Source organism: Streptomyces sp. NPDC046977 (assembly GCF_040644455.1).
GTDB lineage: Bacteria > Actinomycetota > Actinomycetes > Streptomycetales > Streptomycetaceae > Actinacidiphila.
This window is the reverse complement of sequence record NZ_JBEYWO010000001.1, coordinates 349,944-374,827: the sequence shown is the minus strand read 5'-3', so window position 1 is coordinate 374,827 and position 24,884 is coordinate 349,944. Positions and strand designations below refer to the sequence as shown.

Annotated in this window: 17 protein-coding genes and 1 tRNA gene; 7 read left to right on the top strand and 11 right to left on the bottom strand. The window is 71.6% G+C overall.

Features of this window, described 5'->3' with window-relative positions; all coding sequences use genetic code 11:
- Positions 1-12: 12 nt before the first annotated feature.
- The 5 genes from ABZ883_RS01510 to ABZ883_RS01490 all read right to left on the bottom strand — a co-directional run bounded on the left by ABZ883_RS01510 (position 13) and on the right by ABZ883_RS01490 (position 7,358).
- On the bottom strand, positions 13-360 hold the full coding sequence (locus tag ABZ883_RS01510) for an MmcQ/YjbR family DNA-binding protein (protein WP_360899624.1): 348 nt from the start codon (positions 358-360) through the stop codon (positions 13-15).
- 53 nt (positions 361-413) lie between these two features.
- Positions 414-803, bottom strand: coding sequence for a hypothetical protein (locus ABZ883_RS01505; RefSeq protein WP_360899621.1), 390 nt, complete (start codon positions 801-803; stop codon positions 414-416).
- A gap of 77 nt (positions 804-880) precedes the next feature.
- Positions 881-4,336: a hypothetical protein gene (locus ABZ883_RS01500; protein ID WP_360899618.1), complete on the bottom strand. Its 3,456-nt coding sequence runs from the start codon at positions 4,334-4,336 to the stop codon at positions 881-883.
- A 237-nt stretch (positions 4,337-4,573) separates the two neighbouring features.
- On the bottom strand, positions 4,574-6,766 hold the full coding sequence (locus tag ABZ883_RS01495) for a S1 family peptidase (protein WP_360899615.1): 2,193 nt from the start codon (positions 6,764-6,766) through the stop codon (positions 4,574-4,576).
- A 94-nt stretch (positions 6,767-6,860) separates the two neighbouring features.
- Positions 6,861-7,358, bottom strand: coding sequence for a hypothetical protein (locus ABZ883_RS01490; RefSeq protein ID WP_360899612.1), 498 nt, complete (start codon positions 7,356-7,358; stop codon positions 6,861-6,863).
- Positions 7,359-8,472: 1,114 nt separating this feature from the next.
- Here ABZ883_RS01490 and ABZ883_RS01485 point away from each other — a divergent pair.
- Entirely contained in the window at positions 8,473-10,998 is a 2,526-nt protein-coding gene (locus ABZ883_RS01485; RefSeq protein WP_360899609.1) for a tachylectin-related carbohydrate-binding protein, read from the top strand.
- A gap of 403 nt (positions 10,999-11,401) precedes the next feature.
- Here the strand turns inward: ABZ883_RS01485 and ABZ883_RS01480 are convergent, their stop codons facing one another.
- Together ABZ883_RS01480 and ABZ883_RS01475 are read right to left on the bottom strand one after the other, a co-directional pair.
- Complete coding sequence (locus tag ABZ883_RS01480; protein WP_360899606.1) at positions 11,402-11,767, bottom strand: PH domain-containing protein; 366 nt, start codon at positions 11,765-11,767, stop codon at positions 11,402-11,404.
- A gap of 75 nt (positions 11,768-11,842) precedes the next feature.
- A complete protein-coding gene (locus ABZ883_RS01475; RefSeq protein WP_360899603.1) occupies positions 11,843-12,403 on the bottom strand; it encodes an NAD(P)H-dependent oxidoreductase in 561 nt (186 codons plus the stop codon).
- A 254-nt stretch (positions 12,404-12,657) separates the two neighbouring features.
- Here ABZ883_RS01475 and ABZ883_RS01470 point away from each other — a divergent pair, with 254 nt between their 5' ends.
- A complete protein-coding gene (locus ABZ883_RS01470) occupies positions 12,658-13,629 on the top strand; it encodes a helix-turn-helix domain-containing protein (RefSeq protein ID WP_360899600.1) in 972 nt (323 codons plus the stop codon).
- A 137-nt stretch (positions 13,630-13,766) separates the two neighbouring features.
- Here the strand turns inward: ABZ883_RS01470 and ABZ883_RS01465 are convergent.
- Positions 13,767-13,840 (bottom strand) — tRNA-Pro (locus ABZ883_RS01465).
- A 184-nt stretch (positions 13,841-14,024) separates the two neighbouring features.
- Between ABZ883_RS01465 and ABZ883_RS01460 the strand changes: the two genes are divergently transcribed.
- Positions 14,025-14,315 carry a YiaA/YiaB family inner membrane protein gene (locus ABZ883_RS01460; RefSeq protein WP_360899597.1) on the top strand — a complete coding sequence of 97 codons (291 nt, stop codon included), beginning with the start codon at positions 14,025-14,027 and terminating at the stop codon, positions 14,313-14,315.
- Here ABZ883_RS01460 and soxR read toward each other — a convergent pair.
- A complete protein-coding gene (soxR, locus tag ABZ883_RS01455) occupies positions 14,296-14,826 on the bottom strand; it encodes a redox-sensitive transcriptional activator SoxR (RefSeq protein ID WP_360899594.1) in 531 nt (176 codons plus the stop codon). The genes ABZ883_RS01460 and soxR overlap by 20 nt on opposite strands.
- A 54-nt stretch (positions 14,827-14,880) precedes the next feature.
- Here soxR and ABZ883_RS01450 point away from each other — a divergent pair, with 54 nt between their 5' ends.
- Complete coding sequence (locus tag ABZ883_RS01450) at positions 14,881-15,582, top strand: transketolase (protein WP_360899591.1); 702 nt, start codon at positions 14,881-14,883, stop codon at positions 15,580-15,582.
- A gap of 68 nt (positions 15,583-15,650) precedes the next feature.
- Positions 15,651-16,586 carry a transketolase gene (locus ABZ883_RS01445; protein ID WP_360899588.1) on the top strand — a complete coding sequence of 312 codons (936 nt, stop codon included), beginning with the start codon at positions 15,651-15,653 and terminating at the stop codon, positions 16,584-16,586.
- Between the two features lie 16 nt (positions 16,587-16,602).
- Here the strand turns inward: ABZ883_RS01445 and ABZ883_RS01440 are convergent, their stop codons facing one another.
- Positions 16,603-17,568 (bottom strand): aldo/keto reductase, encoded by a 966-nt coding sequence (locus tag ABZ883_RS01440; protein WP_360899585.1) that lies wholly within the window; start codon positions 17,566-17,568, stop codon positions 16,603-16,605.
- Positions 17,569-17,703: 135 nt separating this feature from the next.
- Here ABZ883_RS01440 and ABZ883_RS01435 point away from each other — a divergent pair, with 135 nt between their 5' ends.
- Both ABZ883_RS01435 and ABZ883_RS01430 read left to right on the top strand, forming a co-directional pair.
- Positions 17,704-20,379, top strand: coding sequence for an alpha/beta fold hydrolase (locus ABZ883_RS01435; protein WP_360899582.1), 2,676 nt, complete (start codon positions 17,704-17,706; stop codon positions 20,377-20,379).
- Positions 20,376-21,266, top strand: coding sequence for an ABC transporter permease (locus tag ABZ883_RS01430; RefSeq protein WP_360899579.1), 891 nt, complete (start codon positions 20,376-20,378; stop codon positions 21,264-21,266). The genes ABZ883_RS01435 and ABZ883_RS01430 overlap by 4 nt, the downstream gene beginning before the upstream one ends.
- A gap of 67 nt (positions 21,267-21,333) precedes the next feature.
- Here the strand turns inward: ABZ883_RS01430 and ABZ883_RS01425 are convergent, their stop codons facing one another.
- Positions 21,334-24,759: a lectin gene (locus ABZ883_RS01425; RefSeq protein WP_360899576.1), complete on the bottom strand. Its 3,426-nt coding sequence runs from the start codon at positions 24,757-24,759 to the stop codon at positions 21,334-21,336.
- Positions 24,760-24,884 lie beyond the last annotated feature (125 nt).

The following is a 24,884-nucleotide window of genomic DNA, read 5'->3' as shown; positions in this document are numbered from 1 at the left end:
GCCGTGGCGGGCTCAGGGACCGGCGGGGTCCTGCGACTCCAGGAGCGCGGGCGGCGCGGCCTGCCGCCAGGAGTCCAGCAGGATGTCCCGCAGTTCGTCCAGATCCTCCAGCGCGGACAGCCGTACCCGCACCCAGTGCGAGCCGACCTCGTGCGGCGGGACCCAGAACTTCTCCGGCTCCGCCGCGATCAACTCCTCCCGCTCGTGCATCGGGCAGCGCACGGCGAACGAGGTCTCGTCGTCCGGGACCGTCACGAACATCTTCCCCGCGACCCGGAACGTGGGCATGCTCCAGGCTTCCTTCTCGGCCGTCTCCGGCAGCGAGAGGGCGATACGGCGGACGTCTTGGGAGTCGGGCATGGACCTACCGTAGACACCGCCACTGACATCGCGCCCCGGACCACCGCTGTCCCCTACGCCTGGGACACCCACACAGCCGCGACGACGACAACGGAAACGACCAGGGAAAAGGTGATCCACACCAGGGACAGCGTGTCCGCCTTCACCTTGACACCCGGGTTCTGCTCCTGCTTGAGAATGTCAGCCGCGACCCTCTTTCTCACCGGTGCGATCACGATGACGAATATGAGCATGGTCGCACTGTACAAGTAGAGCGTGACAGAGAGCGGAGCACTGGCGAATATCGCCCGTATCAACACGACGGGTACCGCGGCCACAGGAATGAAGGAGACGCTTTTCTTCGCCCTCGGCGTCGGCATGGACCAGCGCATCATCACCACATGAAAAGCAGTGACCACGACGGCTATGACAACCCAGGCATACACGGACAGGTTCAAAAACATCGGCGGCCCTTCCGGGGCGGGACTACTGCGTTCGTGAAATGCAGGAATTCCGCCCCGGAGGGTATCACCCGCCGTTCCTACCAGGGCGTCAGCGCGTGCCAGGTGTCACTGACAGCGCTCTCTGCCGCGTCGGAGGCGTCCTTCCATCCTGTGGTGAAGGCACCGAGGGCGGGCGAGATGACTTCCTGCTGCAGACGGGCCGCGATGACGGGAGCGGAACGCACGCCCGCCTCGTAGGCCTCCTCGAAGGAAGTCTTGATGAGACCGGAGACGCCACCGAACTTGGTGAACGGAATGCCGCCCGTGGCGACGCTCAGGGCGACACCGAGGGTGGAGGTCAGGAAGGCGGAGGATTTCCAGCCGTCGGTGAAGAGGGTGATGGCCGCACCCGCGACACCCGTGACGAGGGAGACCGAGCCGGCCACTCCTGATATGGCCTCCCCCACGGGCGGGGGAATCAGCAGCGAAAGAGCCGCCACGGTACCCGAGACGGTGGACACCGCGGACAGGAGCTGGGCGATCTGCTGCCAGTCCTCGGTGTCACCGCCGAGGAATTCACCCCCGGGATGGTTCGCTTTGTCGTTTTCCGCATTGTCCGAGGGGTCAATGCCGTCCTGCTTGTTCTTGAGCGCCGCCTCCGCCGCCGCCTTGGCAGCGGCCGCCAGCTCCTGCTTGCGCTTCTCGACGGCGATCCTGCGCGCGTCCGAGGCGGCCTGCGCCGCCTCCTTGGCGTCCAGGCCCGCCTGTGCGGCCGAAGCACGGGCGGCGGTCGCCGACACCTGCGCGCTGGTGGCGGACCTCACCGCCGCGCTCGCGGATGCCGTCGCCTGGTTGGCCGAGTAGTTGGCGCGCCGGGCGGCGCCGCGGGCGGCCAGTGCGGCGTTCTTGGCCGTCACGGCGGAGGCCGCGGCGTCCTGGGCGTACTGCTCCGCGGAGTCGGCGTTCGCATCCGCCTCCTGCTTGTAGGTCTCGGCCTGTGCCGCGGATTTCGTCGCGGCGTCGGCCCACTTCTTCGCCTCGTCCGCCGCCTTCCGGGCCTCCGCCGCCACCTTGTTCGCGTACGCCGCGTCCGTCTGCGCGTCCTGTGCGATCTTCGCGGCGTGCGAGAGGGTGGCGCGGACGGCCGCGATGTGAGCGGCGGCATCCGCGTCGAGCTGCACCACGTTGGGGTGGACCGTGGCAATGAAGTCCCGGCGCATCCAGCCGGGGCCCTCCAGCGCCAGGTTGGCCGCCATCTTCGTGTACGGGCCCGCGGTGTTGAGGATCTCGAAGATCGCCTCGTTGTCGTCCTCCGACTGCGCCGGTGCGAACCCGGTGGTGAAGAACTCGTGGACGGCCTTGGCCGAACCGTCGTCGAGGGCCGCGCCGGCGGCCTCTTCGACCGCCCTGCCGGGGTTCTGCCCGAGAACACGGAAGATCGCGGCCGTGTTGTCGGTCCTGGCCGCTTCGATCATGCCGCCGCTGAGAAAGGCTCCGGGGGAGCTCTCGTCCGTGGACTCCAGGGCCCGGCGTGCGGCGTCCGCGACATCGGGGGTGGAGACCTGGCCGATGTAGAGAACGGTCTCGCGGTCGTCCTGGTTCTGCGCGATGACCCGGTCGGTGTCGACCCACGCCAGGATCGCCTCGTCATCGGCGGCGAGGGCGTACTCCGCGGCTTCGCGGGTCCACGTACCGTGCGACGAGAGCAGTCTGACGCAGGCCTTGCGGCCGTTGTCGACGGCGGCGGCCGTGTCGCCCGTCCCGAGCGCGTTCTCCGCCGCGGCGATCAGGTCGCGGGTGGCCGAGTCCTCGGACTGCTTCTCGGTGAGCTGGTAGCGCGCCGCCTCCACGTCCTGCGCCTCGATGGCGGCCAGGCGGCGGGCCTCGTCGCGACCCTGCTCGGTGTGCTCGTCGATCTTCGCCTGTTCCGCGTCCCGTGCCTGCTGCTCCACGGCCTGCGCGTCCTGGACGGCCTTCACCGCGGCGTCGGCGGCCTTCTGGGCCTCGCCGGCGTACTGGGTCGACTTGTTGGCGAAGTCGATGGCCTGCCCCGCGTACTTCACCGCTTCGTCGGCCGCGGCGGCCGCATTGTCGGCGTGGTCGGCAGCGGAGTTCGCGGCGTCCCTCGCCGCCCTTGCGGCGGTTGCCGCGGTGTTGGCGAGGGACTGCGCCGCGTCGGCGGCACGCGTGGCACGGGCGGCCTGCGCGTCGGCTTCGACGGCGGCCGCGCGGGCGGCGGCGGCCTCCGACTGCGCGGCGCCGGCGGCACCCGCCGCGGTGGCCGCCGAGTTCGCCGCCGCGGCGGCGTCCCGGGCGGCGGCAGCGGCCGAGACACCGGCCGAGGAAGCCTGCGCGGCGGCGGTCGCCGCGAAATCCGCGGCGGCGGCCGCCGTGCGCGCCTTCTTGGCGGCGTTGCGGGCGCCGACCGCCGCGTCCTTCGCCGCCTTCGTCTTGGACGCGTCCTTGGAGGCGTCGATGGCGGCCTGATAAGCGGCGGACGACGCGCGCGCCGCGGTGGCGGCGGAGGCCGCTGCCGCGTGGGCGGCCCAGGCCGCGCGACGGGCCGCGGACTGGGCCGCGTTGGACGCCGAGATGGCGGTGGACGCGGCCTTCGCCGCGCCCGTGGCCGCGCCGGCCGCCTTTCGGGCGGCGGCCGCGGACTTGGCGACGTCGTCCTTCGCCGCCTGCGCCTCGGCGGCGGCCTCCTCTGCCGCCTTCTTGGCCGCGGCGGCCGCGGCCTTCGCCTTGTCCGACTCCGCCTTCGCCTGCTCCGTCGTCAACTGCGCGCGCTTGCCCTGGCGTTCGACGATGGCGACGAGTTGGTCGATCGTGGCGGTCTCCTGGTCGCGCGCCCGGGCGATGTGCTGCCCGATCTCCAGGAACCAGTGGATGGCGCCCGCGCTGCCGTCGTCCAGGGCACGTTGAGCGTACGTGTTCACCTCGGGCGAGGCACCGGCGAGGATCTTGAACACCTCGGCCTGCTCGTCCCGGAACCGCGCGGTGAACTGGGTGTCCGTGACGAACTTCATCAGCGCGTCGCTCGAACCGTCGGCGAGTGCGGTGTTCGCGGCGGCCCGCACGCTCTTGTCGCCCTGGTTCAGCAGGGTGAAACTGAGGACCTGGAGGTCCTCCGTCTGCGCCGCCTGGTAGCCGCCGGCGAGGAAGGCCGCCACGTCGCCGTCCCCCGCGCCCAGCACGCGGGAGATCTCGGCAGCGGTCCCCTTGCCCGAGCCGGCGAGAGCCTTGTAGAGGGCGACACGGTTGTCCTCGGCGATCCCGGCGGGAAGCCCGGCGGCTATGAATGTCTGGGCGTCCGCTTCACTGCCGACGAGCGCGGCGGCGGCCGCCTTGCGCACGGCCGAGCCGCCCGCCTTCCACGCGGAGATGGTTCTGCCCCGGGCGGTGTCCGGGAGGGAGGGGAGGTCGGGAACGTCGCCGTTGTCAGCGGTGGCGGCGAAGACCCGGGCGGTCGCGGTGAGAGGCAGCGCTGCGGCCACGGTGGTGGCCGCGGCGGCGGTCAGGACGCGACGCCTGCTCCAATGGTCGGTGTTCACACAGCTCCTTGGTGATCGGTGCCCGGCGGGGATGGCACGGTCGCAGGGCATGGTGAGGTGACACCCGGGCGCGCCCCCGTACGGACGGGAGCGGTCGCACGCCGGCCGTGGGGGCGCGTCGGGAGGTCGATGTCGCTTTGCCGGAGTCGGGCCCCGCATGAGCGGGGCCTCGGGGTCCCTGAGATCGGCGGATCAACTGGTCCGGACAGGCCCGGCCGATGAGGCCGGGCCGGTGGTTCAGCGGATCGCCATGCCGAAGGCCTTGCCCGTCAGGGCGAGTCCGTTGAGGCCGGGCTGATAGGTCGTCACCGGCGCGCCCGTCCCGCCCATGGCGTTCGTCCACGGCAGGCCGTGGACAGCACCGCGCTCCGCGGGGCCGTACGGCATGCCGATCCACAAGTGGGTGGCCGTGGCGTTCAGATACTTGCCCACGAACTGCGAGGCGCCCGGGGTACCGGGCAGACCGCGCTCGTTGCCCGCCTCGATCCAGTGGTCGGAATCCCCCGGCGCGCCCAGCAGCGAGAAGGTCTGGACGACGCCCGCGTCCGTGGCCGTTCCGATGTCCTTGCCGGGGACGCCCACCGCCAGCAGCAGGGTCGAGGCGGTGCCCACCTCCTTGGGGGCGGTGTTCACCGCGGCCACCTGCGTGCCGAAGCCGTCACCGGCGGCGGAGGCGCCGTTGACACCGGCGACACCCTGGTGGACGGTGGCCAGTTCGCTGATCGTGCCGGCCGCGCTCACCCGGACCGTGGTCACCTGTCCGGCCTGCGGGAAGGAGTTCGTACCGACCCAGAGCGTCTCCCCGGGCGTGCCGACGGCGAGGATCGAGTCGGTCGCGGCGGCCGCACCGGACGGGCGGTAGGGGATGAGGGAGAGCGACGCACCGAACCGGTCCCCGCCCTCGGCCGCGTCGCTGATGCCGGTGCTGTCCTGGTTCACGCCGGCCACCGGAGTGGGGATGCCGTCCGCGCTCAGCTCGTGCTTCATGATCGACACCATGCCTGCGTCGGCACTGGTGCCGACGGTCTCGCCGGGCGAGCCGATGGCGATGTGGTTCGGCGAACCCGCGACGGCGGCTCCGAACTCGTCACCAGAACTGATGACGCCCACGACCCCCGGGGAGTCCTGGTGGATCGAGACGCTGACGGACCCGCGCAGATAGTAGGCGAGTCCGGCGTGCACGGAACCCTTGAGGTTCTTGCCGGGCACACCGATCAGCAAGTACGGCTCGCCGGTGGCGGTCCGGCCGGCCGCCAGCGCGGCACCCATCCGGTCGCCGGCTTCCGAGGCCCGCTCCTTGATGGCACCCGTGCCCGTGCCCTGCTGAAGGTTGAGTGCCGCCTTCCCCTGGCCCAGACCGTCCGGGGAGCCGTAGACGACGTTCACCACGCCGGCGTCCGCCTCTGTGCCGACGTCCTGGGAGGGAGCGCCCACCACGAGGTCGGTACATCCGTCCTCGTCGTAGTCGACCACGGCCAGCTCGGTGCCGTACCCGTCACCCGCAGCCGCCGTGCCCGGTACGTAGTCCAGGTCCTGATGGAGTGCCAGGCTCCCCCTGCCGGCCCCGTAGACGACGCGCACCAGGCCGGCGCCCGACTGCCCGTTCACGGACGCCGTCGGGTCACCGACCGCGATGTCCTCCGCGGCGTCGCAGTTGAAGTCGGTCACCGGTGCGGCCGCGGTCTTGGCGGCGACCCAGTCGCCCAGGTCGTCGACACGGGTCGCAACGCCTCCGGTGCGGGTCTCCGTGGCATCCGATCCGAAGCAGCCGGCCTGCCAGGAGCGGCTGCTGATCGCCGCGACGGCGCCCTGCCCGTTCGTCACCCGGACCACCGGGCCACCGGCGTCGCCCGCGCAGATCGCCGCGCCGTCCGTGCCGGCGACCGTCACGGTGGTCCCGTCGGAGGAGTCCGCGGAGAAGGCGCCGCTGTGCAGTTCCAGCGGGGCCCATTCGTCCTTCGTCCGGCCGTACCCGGCGACGGTCACATGCTCGCCGGCGGTGGGTGCGCCGGAGGCGAGCGTCGCGGGCGTGGCGGTGACCGGCCGGGACAGACGGGCCAGAACCAGGTCCCGGTCGGTACGCGGGACCAGTTCGACGACGTTGACGACCTGACCGGCGGTGGTGGTCAGGTCGCTGCGGCCGATGGTGGCGGTCGTCTTCAGCCGCGGGGCGCCGCCGGGCACGGTGAGGCCGGCGGCCGGGTTGTCGACGAAGCAACTGGCTGCCGTGAGCAGCCATTCCGCGGCGACGAGCGTGCCGGAGCAGGCGCGCGTGCCGTCGCCGATGTCCAGGCGCGCGGTGTAGCCGTAGCTGGTGTCGTTCACGGCGCTGCCGCTGACGGCACGCGCCGGCGTGGCGGTCGAGGCGAGGGATGCGGTGAGCAGCGTGGCGCTCAGCGTGACGAGCCACGCGGATTTCGGGTGTCTCATGAACATGATCCCCTTGGGGCGAGTTCCGCAGGTCCGGCAGGACGGCGGATTGGCGAGGAGAGCCGCAGGAAGGGTGCTGTTCGGAGCCTGAGGACTACTTGGAGCTGCTGATCTCCACGAGCATGAAGTCGCGGCCCTCGTCGTCCGCGCTCTCGCCCACCGCGGTGAAGGTGTTCGGGTCGACGTCGAACGACTTCTGCTCGTCACCGGTGGTCATGTCGACCTCGGTCGCGTAGTCGTTGCCCTTGACGCCGAACACCGCGGGGATCTCCAGAGTCAGCCGGCCGCTGGTGCCGGTGACGCGGAAGCAGACCTTGTCCGTACTGCGGGAGTAGATCTCCAGCAGCCCGCTCTGGCTGCCGCAGTCCGCGAGGACGATGTGTCCGTCGCCCCGCTTGAGGGTGATGCCCTCCTCCGCGAGGATCTTGTCGGCCTGCGGGTAGTCGAAGTCCTCGACCGCGTAGCCCGGGGCCTCGTCAGCGGCGGCCTCGACCGGGGCGGCGCCCTTGCCGGCAGGCGTTCCTGCCTGAGCCCCCGCCGTCACGAGCCACGCCAGGGCACCCGCGGCCGCGCAGGCGGTCAGGGTGCGCACCAGGAACCGTCGGGTTCTTGACGCAGTGGTGCCAAGTGCCTTCATCACAGTCCTTGTCGTCCGTTCCGGCCGAAGGCCGGAGCGCGTTCAGAAACGGGCGTGAAAGCTGCGGCGGACCAGGGGTTCCGCGATCATTTCAGGGATTTTCAGCACAACGCGAAATGTGCATGCCGACGGAATCACCCCCTGTTCACATCCGCAGCCTCAGGCATGCAACCCGAATCCACCGCGGCTTGTCCACGGGTAAGAATCTCGCAATCTGGTCAGACCCGACAGAAGGCCTGTGACCCACACCACAAGAAGAATGGTTGTAGCACGAATCGTAAACGTTCAGAAAAGGAAGCACCTTCGATTTGGGGTGTTGCGCCGTAATTTGCCACGCTGTGCCCGGTGGTTTCAGGGGGTCGCGGAGTGGAGATTTTTTGACGTTGACGCGACAAAGAGTCATCCGTATCGTCGTCCGGCGTGCTCCCAACTCCCCTCTGACACAGAGAGTTGACGGGCATGTCCGTGTTTACCGGCCGAATCCCTTATGGTCGATCGGGAGGATGAACACTTTGTCAGCGTCATTGCGCAGCAGCGGCCCGGCGCTCACGGTCGTCGCTCGTTCAAACCTTCTTCCGCGAACGGTGAAGGCAACCGTCCCACCTGTTTTCGCCCCCTCTTCGCGCCGGCATCGCCGACCGTGACTCAAATTCGCCGTGAGCAGGACGCCGTTCAGGATTTTTCTCGTGGACCGATTGCCCGGAATTTCCGAACCGATATACGGTCGACCGTCCTCACGCCTCAGGAGGGGCACCTCCGTGCAGCGTGCGGCAAGCAGACCAGAACACGGGCATCGCGGTAACACAGCGCGCTCGAGAAATTGACCATGCCTCCACCGCCTCCCCGGTCTCGCACCCACGAGGCGACCAGTCCGCGCGTCCGTGCGGGCCGGCGGCTCGCCGGCACCCCTGGTGGAACGGCCGCGCCGGGCGACCGGTCGACGCGGATCACGCGGCGCGAGGTCAGCCGAGCCCGGACGCGCCCACTCACGCACCATCAGTGTCCCTGTATCCGTCGTTCAGCGCTTCGGTGACCACCGGACGCAGAACCCGCCCAGGAAACCAAGGTCATGCCACACATCGGACCCCTGCGCGTCTCCGCGCTGGCCGTGGCCCTGATAGCGGCGCCACTGGCACTCACCACCCCCGCCCACTCGGTCACCGGTACCGCCGCCGCTGACAGCGCCTACGCGTTCACCGCGAAGCTGGACATCGGCGACGGCGACACCGAGCGAGCCTGCTCGGCGACCCTGATCTACACCGACTGGCTCCTGACGGCGGCCAGTTGCTTCGCCGCGGACCCTGCCGTGAGCCTTGCGGTGCCTTCCGGCCCACCGGCATGGGCGACAACCGCCACCATCGGCCGCACTGACCTGACGGCTACGACCGGCCAGGTCCGCACCGTCGTCGAGCTCATTCCCCACCCCGACCAGGATCTGGTGCTCGCCAAGCTCGCGAGCCCGGTCACCGGCATCACCCCCGTCGGCCTCAGCGCGTCGCCGCCCGCAGCCGGGGAGGAGCTGCGGGTCGCCGGCTACGGTCGCACCAAGGACGAGTGGGCCCCGCTGAAGCTGCACACCGGAGCCTTCACGGTGAACACGGTGAACGCCACGGACGTCGCCGTCACCGGCAAGGACGGCGTGGCCGTCTGCGCGGGTGACACCGGCGGCCCCCTCCTGAGCGATGTGACCGGGACACCCCAGCTGGTCGGCGTGAACAGCCGTTCCTGGCAGGGAGGATGCTTCGGGGTGGACAGCACCGAAACCCGCACCGGTGCGATCGACACCCGTATCGACACACTCCGTACCTGGATCACCTCGAACGCCGGGCCCGTCTGCAACAGCCAGGGCGCCCTGTACTCCATGGTGGGCGACGGATCCCTCTTGCGCCGCAACGTCGACGACCCCATGAACGGCACAGGAACGGTGCCGGCGTCCTCCGTCATCGACACCGGCTGGCAGGACTACGGCCGGGTACTGGCGGGGACCTCGGCCACGTTCTACGGCATCAAGTCCGACGGCATGTACCTCAGCCACCGGGTTGCCGCCACCGCCACGTGGGACATCCACCACCGGAAGATCAGCAGTTCCTACACCACGTACAACACGCCGGCGAACCACAACAGGATCACGACGGACCGGGGCGGGCACCTCTGGTACATCGACGACACCGGCGGCCTGCGCTGGTCGCAGTACGACCAGGCCACCGGCACCTGGCTGGGTACGAAGATCGTCGACACCGGCTGGGGCGCCTACACCCACATCTTCGGCGCCGACAACGGCGTCCTCTACGCCATCGACCCGTCCAACGGCCACCTGGTGCGCTCACGCTACGACTTCACCAGCCAGCGCTGGATCCAGCACCAGGCGACCGTGAACACCGCCGACTGGCGGGACACCAAGGAAATCACCTCGTTCGGCGGTGACACCATCGTCCGTATCAAGACCGGCGGCGAGATCCGGCACTACCGCTACAACGAGGCGACCGGCGTCTTCGACAGCTGGAACAAGCTCATCGGCTCCGGTACCAACTGGCCCCTGTACACCAGCATCACCGCTGCCCCCGACAACTGCCGCCTGCGGGCCGACCACACCCCCGCCCTTCCGGCCGTCGACATCGACCGGAGCAGCGGGCCCGACGTCCTGCAGACCTCGACCGGCGCGATCGAGTACGCCACGACCGACTCGAACGGACGGCTGCTGTACGGCCTGCAGCCCAACCCGGCCGACTTCTCCACGCTCCAGTGGACCACCGGCCCGGACACCGAACTGTTCGCCGGACAGCCCCAGATCGCCGAACAGCCCGACGGCAAGGTGGCCGTGGCCGCCCAGACCACCACGGGGAGCATGTGGTGGCGCCGTCACACCGCCACCAGCCCGGCCTGGGGAGCCTGGACAGACCTCGCCGGCGCCATGAAGGGACACCCGGCCGTCAGCAAGACCCCCGACGGGCTCTTCGGACAGTTCGTCATCGACAGCGACGGCACCCCCTGGTACGCCCTCCAGGCCCGGGCCAACGTCGACTACCTCGGCTGGATCCAACTGCCGGGCAACGGCTTCGCCGGCCCGCTCACCGCGGTCACCGTCCGCAACGGCATCCAGCTCTTCGGCACCGGCGCCGACGGACAACTGCGGACCGCCACGTTCCAGGCGGGCACTCTCACCGCCTGGACCACCATCGGCACTCAGAAGATCACCGGCGCACCGTCCGTCGTCGTCCACCCGGACCGCAGGCTCGGCGTGTTCGCCCGCGGGACCGATGGCCACGTCGTGTCCACGGTCCAGACCGCCGAGGGCTCCGCCTTCCCCGCCTGGACGCAGGTCGCCGACCTGACCGCCACAGGCGCCCCTTCGGCCGTACTCGACAGCGCCACTGGCTACACCCAGGTCGTGGCCCGCGCGGCGGACGGCACCATCCGCCACACTCACGAATCCACGCGAGGGACCTACAGCACCTGGCAGGCATCGACGCAGGCCGGAGCCGAAGTCTCGGCCACCGACCCCACCGCGTTCACCTACACCGCGGGCACCACGTCCACCTGGGCCTACGCGGTCCGCACGGACGCCGGAACGGTGCACGTCACCCAAGCTCCCTGAGCACTGCCCGACCGGGTGAAACGGACACCCGGCGCGGGCCGGAGCCCGGCGAGCTCCGCCCCGCAGCCCGGCGGCGTCCGTGGTGGAATCCGGCCCCGGTGCCCCGGGCACGCGAAAGGCCGCTCCCCCGTCACGGGGGAACGGCCTTCCGCCTGCGGTGTCGCCGGTGGACCGGCCCGGGCGGGCCGACCGACGGCCGGCAAAACCCGGTCAGTCGATGAGTTTCTCCACGACATCCTCCAGAGCGTCGCCGCCGATCTCCTCGGCGAGCTCTTCCACCACACCCTCGACGACTTCCTCGAGGATCTCCCCGACCATGTCGTTCATCCGCTGGTACCTTCCTGCACGTCGTGTCGTACGCGTAGCCGTGACCCCCCGGTGGATCCCGAAGGGGGAGAGGCGGCTACCGCGCCGCGAACTTCGCGAGGATGCCCTGCATCTCGTAGACGTTGACACCCCGGGTGAAGCTCTTCTCGATCGGCTCGTCGCTGCCGGAGATCCAGATCTTGAGGTCGGCGTCCAGGTCGAAGGGGCCCGCGGTCTCGACCGAGAAGCGCGTGATGCTCCTGTAGAGCACGGAGAGGTACTCGACCTTCTTGCCGGTCACCCCCTCCTTGTCCACGAAGATCAGCCGGCGGTCGGTGAAGAGGATGCTGTCGCGCACCAGCTCGAACGCGGCGTGCAGCTGCTCGTCCTCCCCCAGCAGTCGCGCGAACTCCTCCTGCGCTGCCGTCACATCGACCGCGTGCGCGTTACCGAACATCGCCATAACAGACCTTCCACAGCAGCAAGTTGACCGGAGATCATCACCTTATCGGAGCGCTGCCGGGCCGAACTCCCCCGCTCAGGCCTCGCGGAGCGGCTTCAGCGCGCTCCCCCAGGCGACGACCTCGTCGAACACCGTGTTCAGCGCGGCCACGTGCTGGTCCGTGGGGGTGAAGACGGTCCAGTTCTCGAAATCCGTGCGGGTGTTGATGAAAACGCCCTCACGCGTGGTGGCCACCTTGAGCTCGCCCAGCACCAGACGGAGGCTCTCGGCGGCCCGGGCGCCGCCCACCACGCCGCCGTAACTGACGATTCCGGCGGCCTTGTTGTGCCACTCGTGGAAGAGATAGTCGAGGGCGTTCTTCAGCGCACCCGGCACCGAGCGATTGTATTCGGCCACGATGAAGACGAACGCGTCGTACCCGGCGATCGCGGCAGCCCAGTCCTTCGTGTGCTGGTGGGTGACCTGCTGCAGTATGGGGGGCAGGGGCTCGTCCAGGAGGGGGAGCCGGTACGCGTCGACATCCACGAGTCCGAACTCCGCGTCCGTCCTCTTCTCGGCATGCTCCATGACCCAGGAGGCGACGGAGGCCCCCAGACGCCCGGGACGCGTACTGCCGAGTATTACGCCGATCTTCATTGCTGCATTCCACCTGTCGATTGAACGAGGACTTCACGGGGCACGTCCGGACATCCGGAATGAGGCCCGGTCCCGCACACAGGCGGTGACCGGGCCGCCCCGAAAGCGACCGTATGCAAGGTCCCGGGTGCCGGCTTGTCCGGCAGTGCTACGAGGCGCCGCATCCTTGTCCTCCTGTGCCACACCCGCCGAGGGATACTCGTCGCACAACCCGAACGTGCTCGCGGCGCTCGACGCCGCCGCAGGAGGACCCCGTGCCCCATCGATTCGACCTCAGGTCGTTCGCTCCGGGTGATCGTGCGGACGCCATACGTGAACAGTCACGATCGCTGAACGGCCACATCGAGGTGGACCTTCCACCGGACCCCGCGCAGCTCAGGGCCGTCGCCGTGACGACGGCGCTGCGCTCGGTCGAGGTGGCCGACATCAGCTGGAACCTGACCGGCCTGCGGCGCTCGACCGGCCCGCTGACCGACGACGTCGAGCCGCAGGTGTTCCTCGCGATCCAGGAGTCAGGGGTGTCGCGCGTCAGCCAGGGGAGCCGGGAGGCGGAACTGCGACCGGGCGGGCTCGTCCTGCTGGAGACCGCGAAGTCGTACTCCATCTCCTTCCACGGCTCGATCCGCACCGCCGCGGTGCGGATCCCCACCCGGACGCTCGGGCTCCCCTCCCCGCTGCTCGACCGAGTCACCGCCGTGCCGCTCCGCCCCGACCTGCCGGTCGTGGACGCCGTGACGGCGTTCTTCTCCCGGCTGATCCGCGGGCAGGAGGCCCTGGGTGCCGACGAGGCCGACCTCCTGGCACAGCCCTCCGTCGAACTCGTCCGGGCCCTGGTCACGACCGGCCTCGGACGCGAGGACCTGGCCAGGGAGCCGTTGCACCTCACCCTCCCGCAGCGCGTTCTGGCGTACGCGCGCCTCCACCTGGCCGAGCACGACCTGAGCGCCGCGCGCATCGCCGCCGCGCACCACGTTTCGGTGCGCCACCTCTACCTGACGCTGTCCCGCGCCGGCATCTCGCTCGGCGAGTGGATCAAGACCGAGCGGCTGGAGGAGTGCAAGCGGGAGCTCGCCACCCCGGCGAGCCGGTACGTGACGATCGACGCGATCTCCCACCGCTGGGGGTTCGGGACCGCGGCCCATTTCAGCCGCGCCTTCCGGGCTGCGTACGGGATGAGCCCGAGCGAGTGGCGGCGCACGGCGGACGGACTCCCGGACCCGCGCTGACGCCCCACCGGGGCGCCGGCCCCCAACCACCCGCGGCCGGGGCGGAGTCCGGCCGCACCGGGCGAACGCGGTCCTCGCGCACGCAAAAGGGCCCGCGGAACTGGAAAAAGTCCAGTCCAACGAGCCCTTCCACACCGTCGGGACGACAGGATTTGAACCTGCGACCCCTTGACCCCCAGTCAAGTGCGCTACCAAGCTGCGCCACGTCCCGGTGCCGGATCCCCCGGGGATTCCCGGGCTGACCGCGCACGAGAACAATACCGCACGTCGACCGGTGCTCGCTCGCAGGTATGTCCCGGCCCGCCGCGCCGCCCCCGGAGCGGGTGCCGGCCGCCGGGCGGAGATGAGTAGCCGTACTCATGTGGCCGGCGTCACACGGGACCGACACTGCTGCCATGGCGAATCCGATAAAACAGCAGACGACGGCGGCCTACTCCGCGCAGGCCGCGCTCTCGTTCGCCCTCGCCCTGACGGCGATGGTGGTGGGCATCGCCTACCTGCCCGTGGGCCCGTGGGTGCGGGGCTTCCTGGCGGTGGGACTGCTCTACGTGGTGACCTCGGCGTTCACCCTGGCCAAGGTCGTACGGGACCGGCAGGAAGAGGGCCAAGTCACCAGCCGGGTGGACCAGGCACGGCTGGACAAGCTCCTGGCCGAACACGATCCGTTCAAGGTCGACGGTCTGTGACTGCGGCACCGGCCTCCTGGCCCGCGGGCGCGTCGCCGAGCAGGTAGCGGGCGCCCGCGCCGCCGGAGGCCGCGGTGTCGCCGGGGTTGTACAGACCGCATTTGCGCAGGGACAGGCAGCCGCAGCCGATGCAGCTGGTGAGCCGGCGCTTGAGGCGTTCCAGCTCGGCGATCTGCTCGTCGATTCGGCGGGTCCAGGTCCGGGCGACGCGGTTCCATTCGGTGGCGCTGGGCGCACGGTCCGCGGGCAGCCGGTCCAGGGCGCCGCGCGCCTCGTCGAGAGAGAGGCCGACGCGCTGCGCGGCGCGGATGAAGGCGACACGGCGCAGCGTGGACCTGGGGTAGCGGCGTTGGCCGCCGGCGGTGCGTTCGGAGCGGATGAGGCCGATCTCCTCGTAGTAGCGCAGGCACGAGGCGGCCAGGCCGCTGCGGGCGGCGAGCTCGCCGATGGCGATGCGGTCCTGGGGCGCGCGACGGACCGGGTTCGGGGGCTGCGGTACATGCGGGCTCATGTCCTCCGAGCCTACGCTTGACCTCAAGTCGGCTTGAAGTTGCACCCTCGATTCATGACCCCGACAAGCATCACCCCCGCGTACGGCTACCGGGACCTGCCGCGCCTGATGTCGCTGATGACGGGCGACGAGAAGCACGGGCCGGCCGCCACCTCCACCCTCGACGTGCTCTGGGTGCTCTACGACCGCGTGCTGCGCGTGCGCCGGGACACCGCGGACGACGAGGACCGCGACCGCTTCCTGCTGTCCAAGGGGCACGGCCCGATGGCGTACTACGCCGTGCTCGCGGCGAAGGGCTTCATCCCGGAGGAGTGGCTGCCGTCCTTCGGTTCCTGGGACTCACGGCTCGGCCACCACCCGGACCGGACGCTGGTGCCCGGCGTGGAGATCGGCTCCGGATCCCTCGGGCACGGGCTGGCGCTCGCGGTGGGCAGCGCCCTGGGGCTGCGGGCCCAGGGGCTGACCCGCGCCAAGGTGTGGGCACTGGTCGGCGACGCCGAGATGGACGAGGGCAGCAACCACGAGGCGATCGCCTTCGCCGGCGCGATCGGCCTGGAGTCCCTGCACGTCGTGGCGATCGACAACTCCTCCGCCACGTACGGCTGGCGGGGCGGGCTCGCCTCGCGCTTCGCCGCCGAGGGCTGGTTCGCGGAGACCGTCGACGGCCGCGACCACGAGGCGCTGTACGAGGCGTTCACCGCGCCGCACCCGGGTGTGCCGCGCGCGGTCGTCGCACGCGTCGAGTCCAAGTACTGACCGCCGTCCCCACGTCACCGAAGACCGCCCGTCACCGAAGACCGCACGGACCGAGGAGTCTCCCCACGATGGACACCATGCGCGAGCGCTTCACCGCCGTCGCCACCGCCCTGCTCGACGAGGACCCGCGGCTGGCCGTGGTGCTGGCCGTCATCTCCGCCGACCGCTTCACGGACGCGGCCCGGGCCCATCCCGACCGCGTGATCGACGTCGGCATCCGCGAGCAGTTGCTCGTCGGGGCGGCGGGCGGGCTGGCGCTGACCGGGCTGCGGCCCATCGTTCACACCTTCGGCAGCTTCCTGGTGGAGCGGCCGTTCGAGCAGGTCAAGCTGGACCTGGTGCACCAGGAGGTGGGAGCGGTGCTGGTCACTGCCGGCGCTTCCTACGACATCTCGGCCGGCGGGCGTACCCACCAGTCGCCCGGCGACGTGGCGCTGCTCGACACCCTCCCGGGGTGGACCGTCCACGTCCCCGGCCACCCCGACGAGGCCGAGGCGCTGGTCCGGCACGCGGCCGCCGACGGGGACCACCGGGTGTACGTCCGGCTCAGCGAGCAGTCCAACCGCGCCCCGCTGCCCGTCCCGCCAGGGCGGTTCCGCACCGTCCGGCAGGGCCGCTCCGGGGTCGTGGTGGCCGTGGGACCGCTGCTGGACGCAACGCTGGAGGCGGTGGCCGGTCTCGACGTCACCGTGCTGTACGCCTCGACGGTGCGGCCGTTCGACGCGGCCGGGCTGCGCGCAGCCGCCGGGGCCGCGGAACGCGCGGACGTCGTCCTGGTCGAGCCGTATCTGACCGGCACCTCCGCGCCGTTCGCGAACGACGCGCTCATGGATCTGCCGCACCGCGTCCTGGCACTGGGCACCGCCAGGGAGGAACTGCGCCGCTACGGCACCTCGCGTGAGCACGCGCGGGCGCACGGCCTGGACGCGGCGGGCCTGCGGCGCCGCATCGGGTCCTTCCTCGCGGCGGCGCGGACGGGCGCCGCGACGGCCGGGGTGCGCTGAGCGGCCCCCGGCGGGATCAGGTCCAGGGCAGGGCGGAACGCTCCCGCCAGTAGAGCGGGGCCGGTTCGGCAAGGGCGGTGAGGCGGGCGAGGCGTTCCGCGCTCAGGTGGAGGCCGGCGGCGGCCGCGTTGGCCTCCACCTGGGCGGTGGTCGCGGCACCTGACAGGACGACGCCGGCCCAGGGCCGGTGCAGGATCGCGGCGAGGGCGACGGCGTCCGGGGCGGCGCCCGTCGCGGCGGCGATCTCGGCGAGGACCGAGCCGGGCGCGGCCTGCGCCAGACGCCCGTTGGCCATGCCCTCCTTGACGATGACGGCCATCCCCGCGGCATGGGCCTCGGCGAGGGCGGCCCCCGCGGAGGGTTCGAGGAGGTTGTACGTCGCCTGGACGGCGGTGAACAGGCGCTGCCCGTCGACCGTCACCCCCATGGCGGCGCGGATGGCCTCCGCCTGCAGCGCGCCGCTGGTCGAGAAGCCGACGGCGACGCCCTCGGCGGCGAGGGCGGCCAGGCGCGCGTGCAGGGCGCGGTCGGTGAGCGCCGGGCTGTCCGGGGTGACGGAGTGGATCTGGTAGAGGCCGAGCCGGTCGCCGAGCAGGGCCCGGGTCTCGCCGATCTGCCGGTCGTAGGTGGCCGCTGTGTGGTCCTTGACCTCGTGCACCTTCGCGTCGGCGCGCCAGTCGGCGGTGTAGGTGTAGCCCCACTTGCTGCCGATCACGACGTCGGTGGCCGCGGGTCGGGCGGCCAGCCACCCGGCGAGGAACTCCTCCGCGCGGCCGTAGGAGCGGGCCGCGTCGAAGTAGCGCATCCCGGCGGCGTACGCGGTGTCGAGCACATGGTGGGCCCGGTCGCGCATCGCGTCGACGGTGCGGTCGGCGGGCAGGTCGGCGTCCCGGTGCAGGTTGATGTAGCCGGGGCGGCCGACGGCGGCGAGGCCGAGTCCGAGGCGGGGCAAGGGGGCGGCGGCGAGGCGGTCGAAGGGCACGGTCGCCACCGTACTCCCGGTGCAGTACGGCGATCCGGTGCCTGAGACGGACGTCGTGAGTGATCACCGGAATGCATAGTGGGAGGCACCGGAACTCCGCCGGCGCACGTGCCCTTCCCACCCGAGGATCACCGCATGCGATTGGCCCTGCCCAGGCCCCTGCGTACCCGGCGGCGTCTCGCCGCCGGGGTGGCCGCGCTCGCCCTGCTGGCCGGCGGAGGGGCGGTGACCCTGGCTGCGGCGGACGGTCCGGCGTCCGTCCACCGCCAGGACCGGGTCTTCTCCGTGCCGGAGTCCCCCGGCAGCACCCGGACGGTGCGGATCGACGCGTCGTACTTCACCTCCGGGAGCGGCGCGCCGCGGCCCGCCGTGCTGCTCGCGCACGGCTTCGGCGGCAGCAAGGCCGACGTCCGGCCGCAGGCCGAGGACCTGGCCCGGCACGGCTACGCGGTGCTGACCTGGTCGGCGCGCGGCTTCGGCCGGTCCGGCGGCCGGATCGGGCTCAACTCCCCGGACGCGGAGGTCGCCGACGTCTCCCGGCTGATCGACTGGCTGGGCAAGCGGCCGGAGGTGCTGCGCGACGGTCCCGACGACCCGCGGGTCGGCGTCACCGGCGCCTCGTACGGCGGTGCGATCTCGCTGCTCGCCGCGGGCCACGACCGGCGGGTCGACGCGATCGCGCCCGCCATCACCTGGTGGAACCTGTCCGACGCCCTGTTCCCGGGCGGCGTGTTCAAGAAGCTGTGGGCCGGGATCTTCTTCTCCACGGGCGCTGACGGGGCGTCGTGCGGCTTCACGGCCCAACTGTGCGCGATGTACGACCGTTCGGCGGTCTCGGGGCGCGAGGACGCCGCGACCCGGCAGCTGCTGGAGCGCTCCAGCCCCTCGTCGGTCGCCGCGCGCATCAAGGTGCCCACCCTGGTCGTCCAGGGCCAGAACGACTCCCTCTTCCCGCTCGACCAGGGCGACGCCATCGCCCGCGCGGTCCAGTCGGGCGGCGCGCCCGTCGCCGTCGACTGGTTCTCCGGCGGACACGACGGCGGCGACCAGGAGACCGACCGGGTGCAGGGCCGGATCACGGCCTGGTTCGACCGCTACCTGAAGAAGGACAAGGGCGCCGACACCGGCCCGGCCTTCCGCGTCACCCGCGCCGGAGGCGTCGACACCACCGACGGCCGGGCGATCAAGCGCGGCGCCGACGCGCCCGCCTATCCCGGGCTCGGCGGCACGGGGACGCGCGAGATCGCCCTGACCGGGGGCGCCCAGCCGGTGGCCAACCCGGCCGGCGGCAACCCGCCCGCCATCTCGGCGGTGCCCGGTGTCGGCGCGCTGTCGCAGCTCTCCGACCTCGGCCAGGGGCTGTCCCTGTCGCTGGACTTCCCCGGCCAGCGCGCCGCGTTCGACTCCGCGCCACTGCGCTCACCGCTGCGGCTGACCGGCGCGGCGCGCGTACGGGTGGACGTGCGCACCGACGCCCCGGACGGCGCGGTGCTCTTCGCGAAGCTGTACGACGTGGCGCCGGGCGGATCGGAGTCGCTGCCACACCAGCTCGTCGCGCCGCTGCGCGCGGACGGGAAGGGCACCGTGCCGGTCACGCTGCCCGCCGTGGACCACGAGTTCGCCTCGGGGCACCGGCTGCGGCTCGTCCTGTCCAGCACCGACCTCGGCTACTCCTCCCCCGCCCCGCCCGCCACCTACCGCGTGTCGCTGCCCGCGGGCGCGGCGCTCACCGTGCCCGTGGACCCCGCGCTGACCACCGACCAGGGCGGGCTGCCGGCCTGGGTGTGGGTGCTGCCCCTGGCGGCGGCCGCGCTGGCCGCGGCCCTGCTGCTGACCGGGCGGCGGCGGGCGGGCACCGTGCGGCAGGCCCCCGAACCCGCGCTCGCGGACGTGCCGTTGGAGATCTCCGGGCTGTCCAAGCGGTACAAGGGCGCGGCGGACCGCTACGCGGTGCGCGAGCTGTCGTTCCGCGTGGAGCGCGGCCAGGTGCTGGGCCTGCTCGGCCCCAACGGCGCGGGCAAGACCACCACGATGCGCATGATGATGGGCCTGATCCGGCCCGACGAGGGCGGCATCCGCGTCTTCGGGCAGGCGGTCCGGCCCGGCGCGCCGGTCCTGTCGCGGGTCGGCGCGTTCGTGGAGGGCGCGGGCTTCCTGCCGCACCTGACCGGGCGGGCCAACCTGGAGCTGTACTGGCGGGCCACCGGCCGCCCGGCCGCCGACGCCCACGTGGAGGAGGCGCTGGAGATCGCCGGCCTCGGCGAGGCACTGGAGCGCGCCGTACGGACGTACTCGCAGGGCATGCGGCAGCGGCTCGCCATCGCGCAGGCCATGCTGGGCCTGCCCGACCTGCTGATCCTCGACGAACCGACCAACGGCCTGGACCCGCCGCAGATCCGCGAGATGCGCGATGTCGTCCGGCGCTACGCGGCCGCCGGGCGCACCGTCATCGTCTCCAGCCACCTGCTGTCGGAGGTCGAGCAGAGCTGCACGCACCTCGTCGTGATGGACAAGGGACGGCTGATCGCGGCCGGCCCGGTCGGCGAGATCTCCGGCGGCGGGGAGGCACTGCTCGTCGGCGCCCCCGGGATGCCGGACGACGCGCGCGAGGCCGTCGCCGCGAAGCTGGCGGCGCTGCCGGGGATCGCGGCGGCCGAGTCCGCGGAGGACGGGCTGCTGGTGCGGCCCGGCACGATGACGGTGCCCGAGCTGCTGACCGAACTGCTGCGGCTGGACGTGCCGGTGGAGCGGGTCGGGCCGCACCGGCGCCTGGAGGACGCGTTCCTGACCCTGATCGGAGAGTCCGCATGACCGGCCCCTTGGAGACTGTGGACACCACGAACACGGAGGCCCCGGCGGAGGTCGCGCCGGGGTACCGGCCGGGCCGCACCCTGCCCTTCCGGGTCGAGGCGGTGCGGCAGCTCCTGCGGCGGCGCACGCTCGTCGCGCTCGCCGTCGTCCTGGGCCTGCCCGTCGTCGTGTGGGCCGCGTTCGCCATCGGCGGCACGCCCAGCGGCCGGGACTCGGTGCCGACGATGATCGACGTCGCCACGGCCTCCGGCGTCAACTTCGCGCTGGCGGTGCTCTTCGTCTCGTCCGGCTTCCTGGTGACGATCCCCGTCGCGCTCTTCTTCGGGGACACCATCGCCTCCGAGGCGAGCTGGTCCTCGCTGCGCTACCTGCTGGCGGCGCCCGTGCCGCGGGCCCGGCTGCTCACCAGCAAGCTGCTGGTCTCACTGGTCTTCAGCGCGGTCGCGGTGCTCTCCCTGCCGGCGGTCTCGCTGGGCGTGGGCACCCTCGCCTACGGCTGGCACGACATGGAGCTCACCTCGGCCGGCTCGCTGCCGCCGGGCACCGCGGCCGGACGGCTGGCGATCGCGGCGCTGTACGTCTTCGCCTGCCAACTGGCCGTCGCGGGCTTCGCCTTCTGGCTGTCCACGGTCACCGACGCCCCGCTGGGGGCGGTCGGCGGGGCGGTCGGGGTCGCGATCCTGTCGAACATCCTGGACGCCATCACGGCCCTGGGCTCGCTGCGCAGCGTCCTGCCGACGCACTGGCAGTACGCCTGGTTCGACGCGCTGCAGCCCCGGCTGGAGTGGGCCGGGATGGTCAAGGGAGTGTCGGTGTCGGTGTCGTTCGCGGTGGTCTTCTGCGCCCTGGCCTACCGGGGGTTCCGGGGCAAGGACATCGTGTCCTGAGCGTCCGCGTCCGGGACACGCGGCCGGGTGGCGGCGCCGTGCGAGGCGCCGCCACCCGGCCGCGGCGTCAGCTCCCGTACCCGAAGGCGAACACGTGCGCCGTGCCGTCGGCCGTCGCCGGCAGGGTGATGCTCGCGACGCGCTTGGCGGCGTCCACGGGCAGCTTCACGGCGAACACATAGGTGGCCACCTTGTCCTGCTTGCCGCTCCCGGTGTTGCGGTAGGCCGTCGTGACGGCCGTGGTGTTGCCCGGGATGGGCTTGCCTCCGCCACCGCCCAGCGTCCAGTCGGAGAAGCCGGAGCGGATCTGCGCCGTGCTGCCGTCGGCGTAGGTGACGGTGAAGGTGCCGGTCGCGCCGGCCGACGAGGCGTTGGTCGCCGAACCCAGGAGGCCGACGGACGCCGTCCCCGCGGGCGCGGCCAGCGGGACGGTCTGCCCCGAGGTCTCGATGTTGTCCGGCTGCCCGGCCGTGGTGCGCGGCCAGGTGTACGTGATGCCGTCTGCGGTCACCGTGCTGCCGCCCTGGACCCCGGCCGCGGCCAGCGCCTCCTTCGAGTACGCCCAGCCGCCGCCGTCGAAGCCGCCGTTGTACTGGCTGCCGTCGGGGTGGACGCCCTCGTTGGTGTAGTACGGCCACAGGGCGCCCGGTTCCGCGACGGCGACGTGCAGCACGGTGGTGCCCAGGTCGGTGCCGGACGCGGTGCTCAGCGAGAAGACGATGTCGTACGTGCCCTCCGCACCGCCGCCGGTCACCGTCACCGGGTGGGCCGTCTTCGCGCCCGCGCCCAGGGTGAGCGAGCCGGACGTGGTGTCCATGGAGACCCCGGACGGGACCTGGGCGGTCCAGCGCACGACCTCCTCCTTGGCACCGATGTTCACCAGGTCGAGCGTGCCGCTGCCGCTGCCGCCGGGAGCGAGCACCAGTCCCGCGCCGGACGGGCCGGAGCCCGCGAGCACGGTGCGCTGACCGGTCGCGTCGGACGGCGGGGCAGCCGAGGGCGCCGAGGCCCACGCGGTGTTGGGGCTGGTGCCCAGGGTGAAGTCCAGGGTCGCCCCGTCGCTCAGGTCGGAGAAGGGCAGCCAGGCGTCGTCGTGCGCGCTGCCGTCGACACGCAGCGACTGCACGTACGGCGCGTCCGTGGCGGCCTGCGGCGCGTTGATCCGCACCGTCCTGCCACCACCGAGGCGGATCTGGGCCTTGGGGAAGACCGGGCTGCCCAGCACCAGGGTGTCGGTGCCCGGCGTCTGCGGGTACATCCCCAGCTCGGACCAGACGTACCAGGAGCTCATGGCACCCAGGTCGTCATTGCCGAACTGCCCGACGGGAGCGTTGAAGTACAACTTCTGCTGGGCCTCGCGGACGGCGGCCTGCGTCTTCCAGGGCTTGCCGAGGTAGGAGTACTCCCAGGGGATCTCCACGCTCGGCTCGTTGCTGAGGTCGGCGTTGGTGCCGCCGGGGTGGGCGATGTCCGACAGGAGGCTGTCGAGGTAGGCGTCGTAGGCGTCCGCGCCGCCGCGGGCGGCGATCAGCGCCTTGAGGTTGAACGGGATCATCGGGGTGTACTGCGCCGAGGTGCCCTCGACGAAGCCGTTGGAGGTGCCCGGCGAGAAGCCGGTGGCGTAGGCGCCGGAGGCGTTGCGGGCCTGGACGTAGCCGGTGCGCACGTTGAAGACGTTCTGCCAGTCCTGGGCGCGGGTGGCGAAGGTGCGGTGGACGCCGTCCTTGCCGAGGGACTTGGCGAGCGCGGCGATGGCGTAGTCGGCGCTGTCGTACTCCAGCTGCGTCGACACCGGGCCGTAGAAGTTGCAGCAGCCCCAGTTCGCGCCGTCGATCGGCAGGTAGCCCTTGGCGTCGCGGACCGCCTGGCCCGGCCGGTCGTTGTTGGGGGTGGTGGCCTGGTGGACGAGGTCGTCCAGCGCGTCCTTGGCGTCGAAGTCGCGGGCCCCGAAGGCGTACGCGCCCGCGATGATCCCGGCCGCCGGGTCGCCGACCATGACGTAGCTCTCGCCGTTGTTCTGCGCCCACTTGGGGAACAGGCCGGTCTGGTCGAAGCCGTTGACCATGGAGGTGACGACATCGCTGGTGACGTCGGGCGCGACCACGGCCATCAGCTGCGTCTGGGAGCGGTAGGTGTCCCAGCCGGAGTAGTTGGCGTACTGGGCGTGGCCCTTGCGGACGGTGTGGATCTCGCCGTCCATGCCGGCGTACTCGCCGTTGGCGTCCGAGAAGACGTTGGGGTGCAGCAGGGAGTGGTACAGCGCGGTGTAGAACTGCACCTGCTGGTCGTGGCTGCCGCCGCCGATCCGCACGCGGCCCAGGACCTTGTTCCATGCGTCGTGACCGGCCTGCCGGACCTTCGCGAAGTTCCAGCCCGGGATCTCGGAGGTCAGGTTCTTGGCGGCGTTAGCGTCACTGGTGTACGAGATGGCGACCTTGGCCGTCACGGCCTTCCGCGTGGTGGTGTCGAAGGTCAGGTACATGCCGTTGGCGCCGGTGACGGGCGGCTTCGCACGGGTGCCGGAGCCGGGGGCGGCACTCGGGGCGGCGCTCTCCGAGCCCTTCGCGGCCGAGGCGGCGGGGCCGTGGCCGGCGCGGGGGCCGGGGCGGGCCGGCACGGTGAAGTGCCGCTCCTTCTGCGGGCCGCGCGTCGCCGGGGAGGTCGGCGACTGCTCCGGGGCGCCGAGGCGCAGCGACTTCGCCTGGGGGTTGACCGTGCCGCCGACCCAGGTGCCGCTGCTGGTGAAGGGGCGGTCGAAGGTCATGCGGAAGTGCAGCGTGTAGGTGTTGTCGGCGCCGCAGAAGTGGCCGCTGGTCACCGCGCCCGACACCTCGTGGTCGTTGACGACCTGGGCGCGGGTGTTGTCGATCTGCGTGGCGCCGCCGCTGAGTTTGAGCAGCAGGTGCGAGTCGGTGCTGCCCGGGAAGGTGAAGGTGGCGAGACCGGCACGGGTGGTGCTGGTCAGCTCCGTGGTGATGCCCGCGTCGTCGGTCAGCCGGTAGTAGCCCGCCTCCGACCGCTCGTTGGCGTGGCTGAAGCCGGTCGAGGTGGCGCTCAGGTCTCCGGTGAGGGATCCGGCGACGGGCAGCACGGGCACATCGCCGGCGGCGGGGCAGCCGGGGCCCGAGATGTGCGTGAGGCTGTAGCCCGAGATCTTCTTGTCGTTGTACTCGTAACCGCCGCCGGAGGGGCGGTTGGGGGTGGTGTCGGGTCCCCACTGGAGCATCCCGAACGGCACGTCGGGGCCGGGGAAGGTGTCCACAGCACCTGACGTTCCGATGATCGGATTGACCAACGAGGCCGGGTCGTCGACCCAGGGGACGTCGGCGGCGGGCGCCGCGGCGGCCGCCTGCAGCGGTCCGGCCGCGAGACTCAGGACGGCGACCGCCGCCAGCGGGACGCGCAGGCGCCGTGCGCGCGGGAGATGGGGAAGCTGAGGGAGCTGGGGAAGGTGAGGCCTGCGAGTCAACAGGTCGCGCCAGGGTCTTGCCATCACGTGCCTCCACAACCGGATCGCCTTCACGGATGACTGAACGTGCGTCGCACTACCGCACGACAACGTTGTCCGGATCCTGACAACGTTGCCAGCGGGCATGAGTGAAACGCCTCGCCTGAATA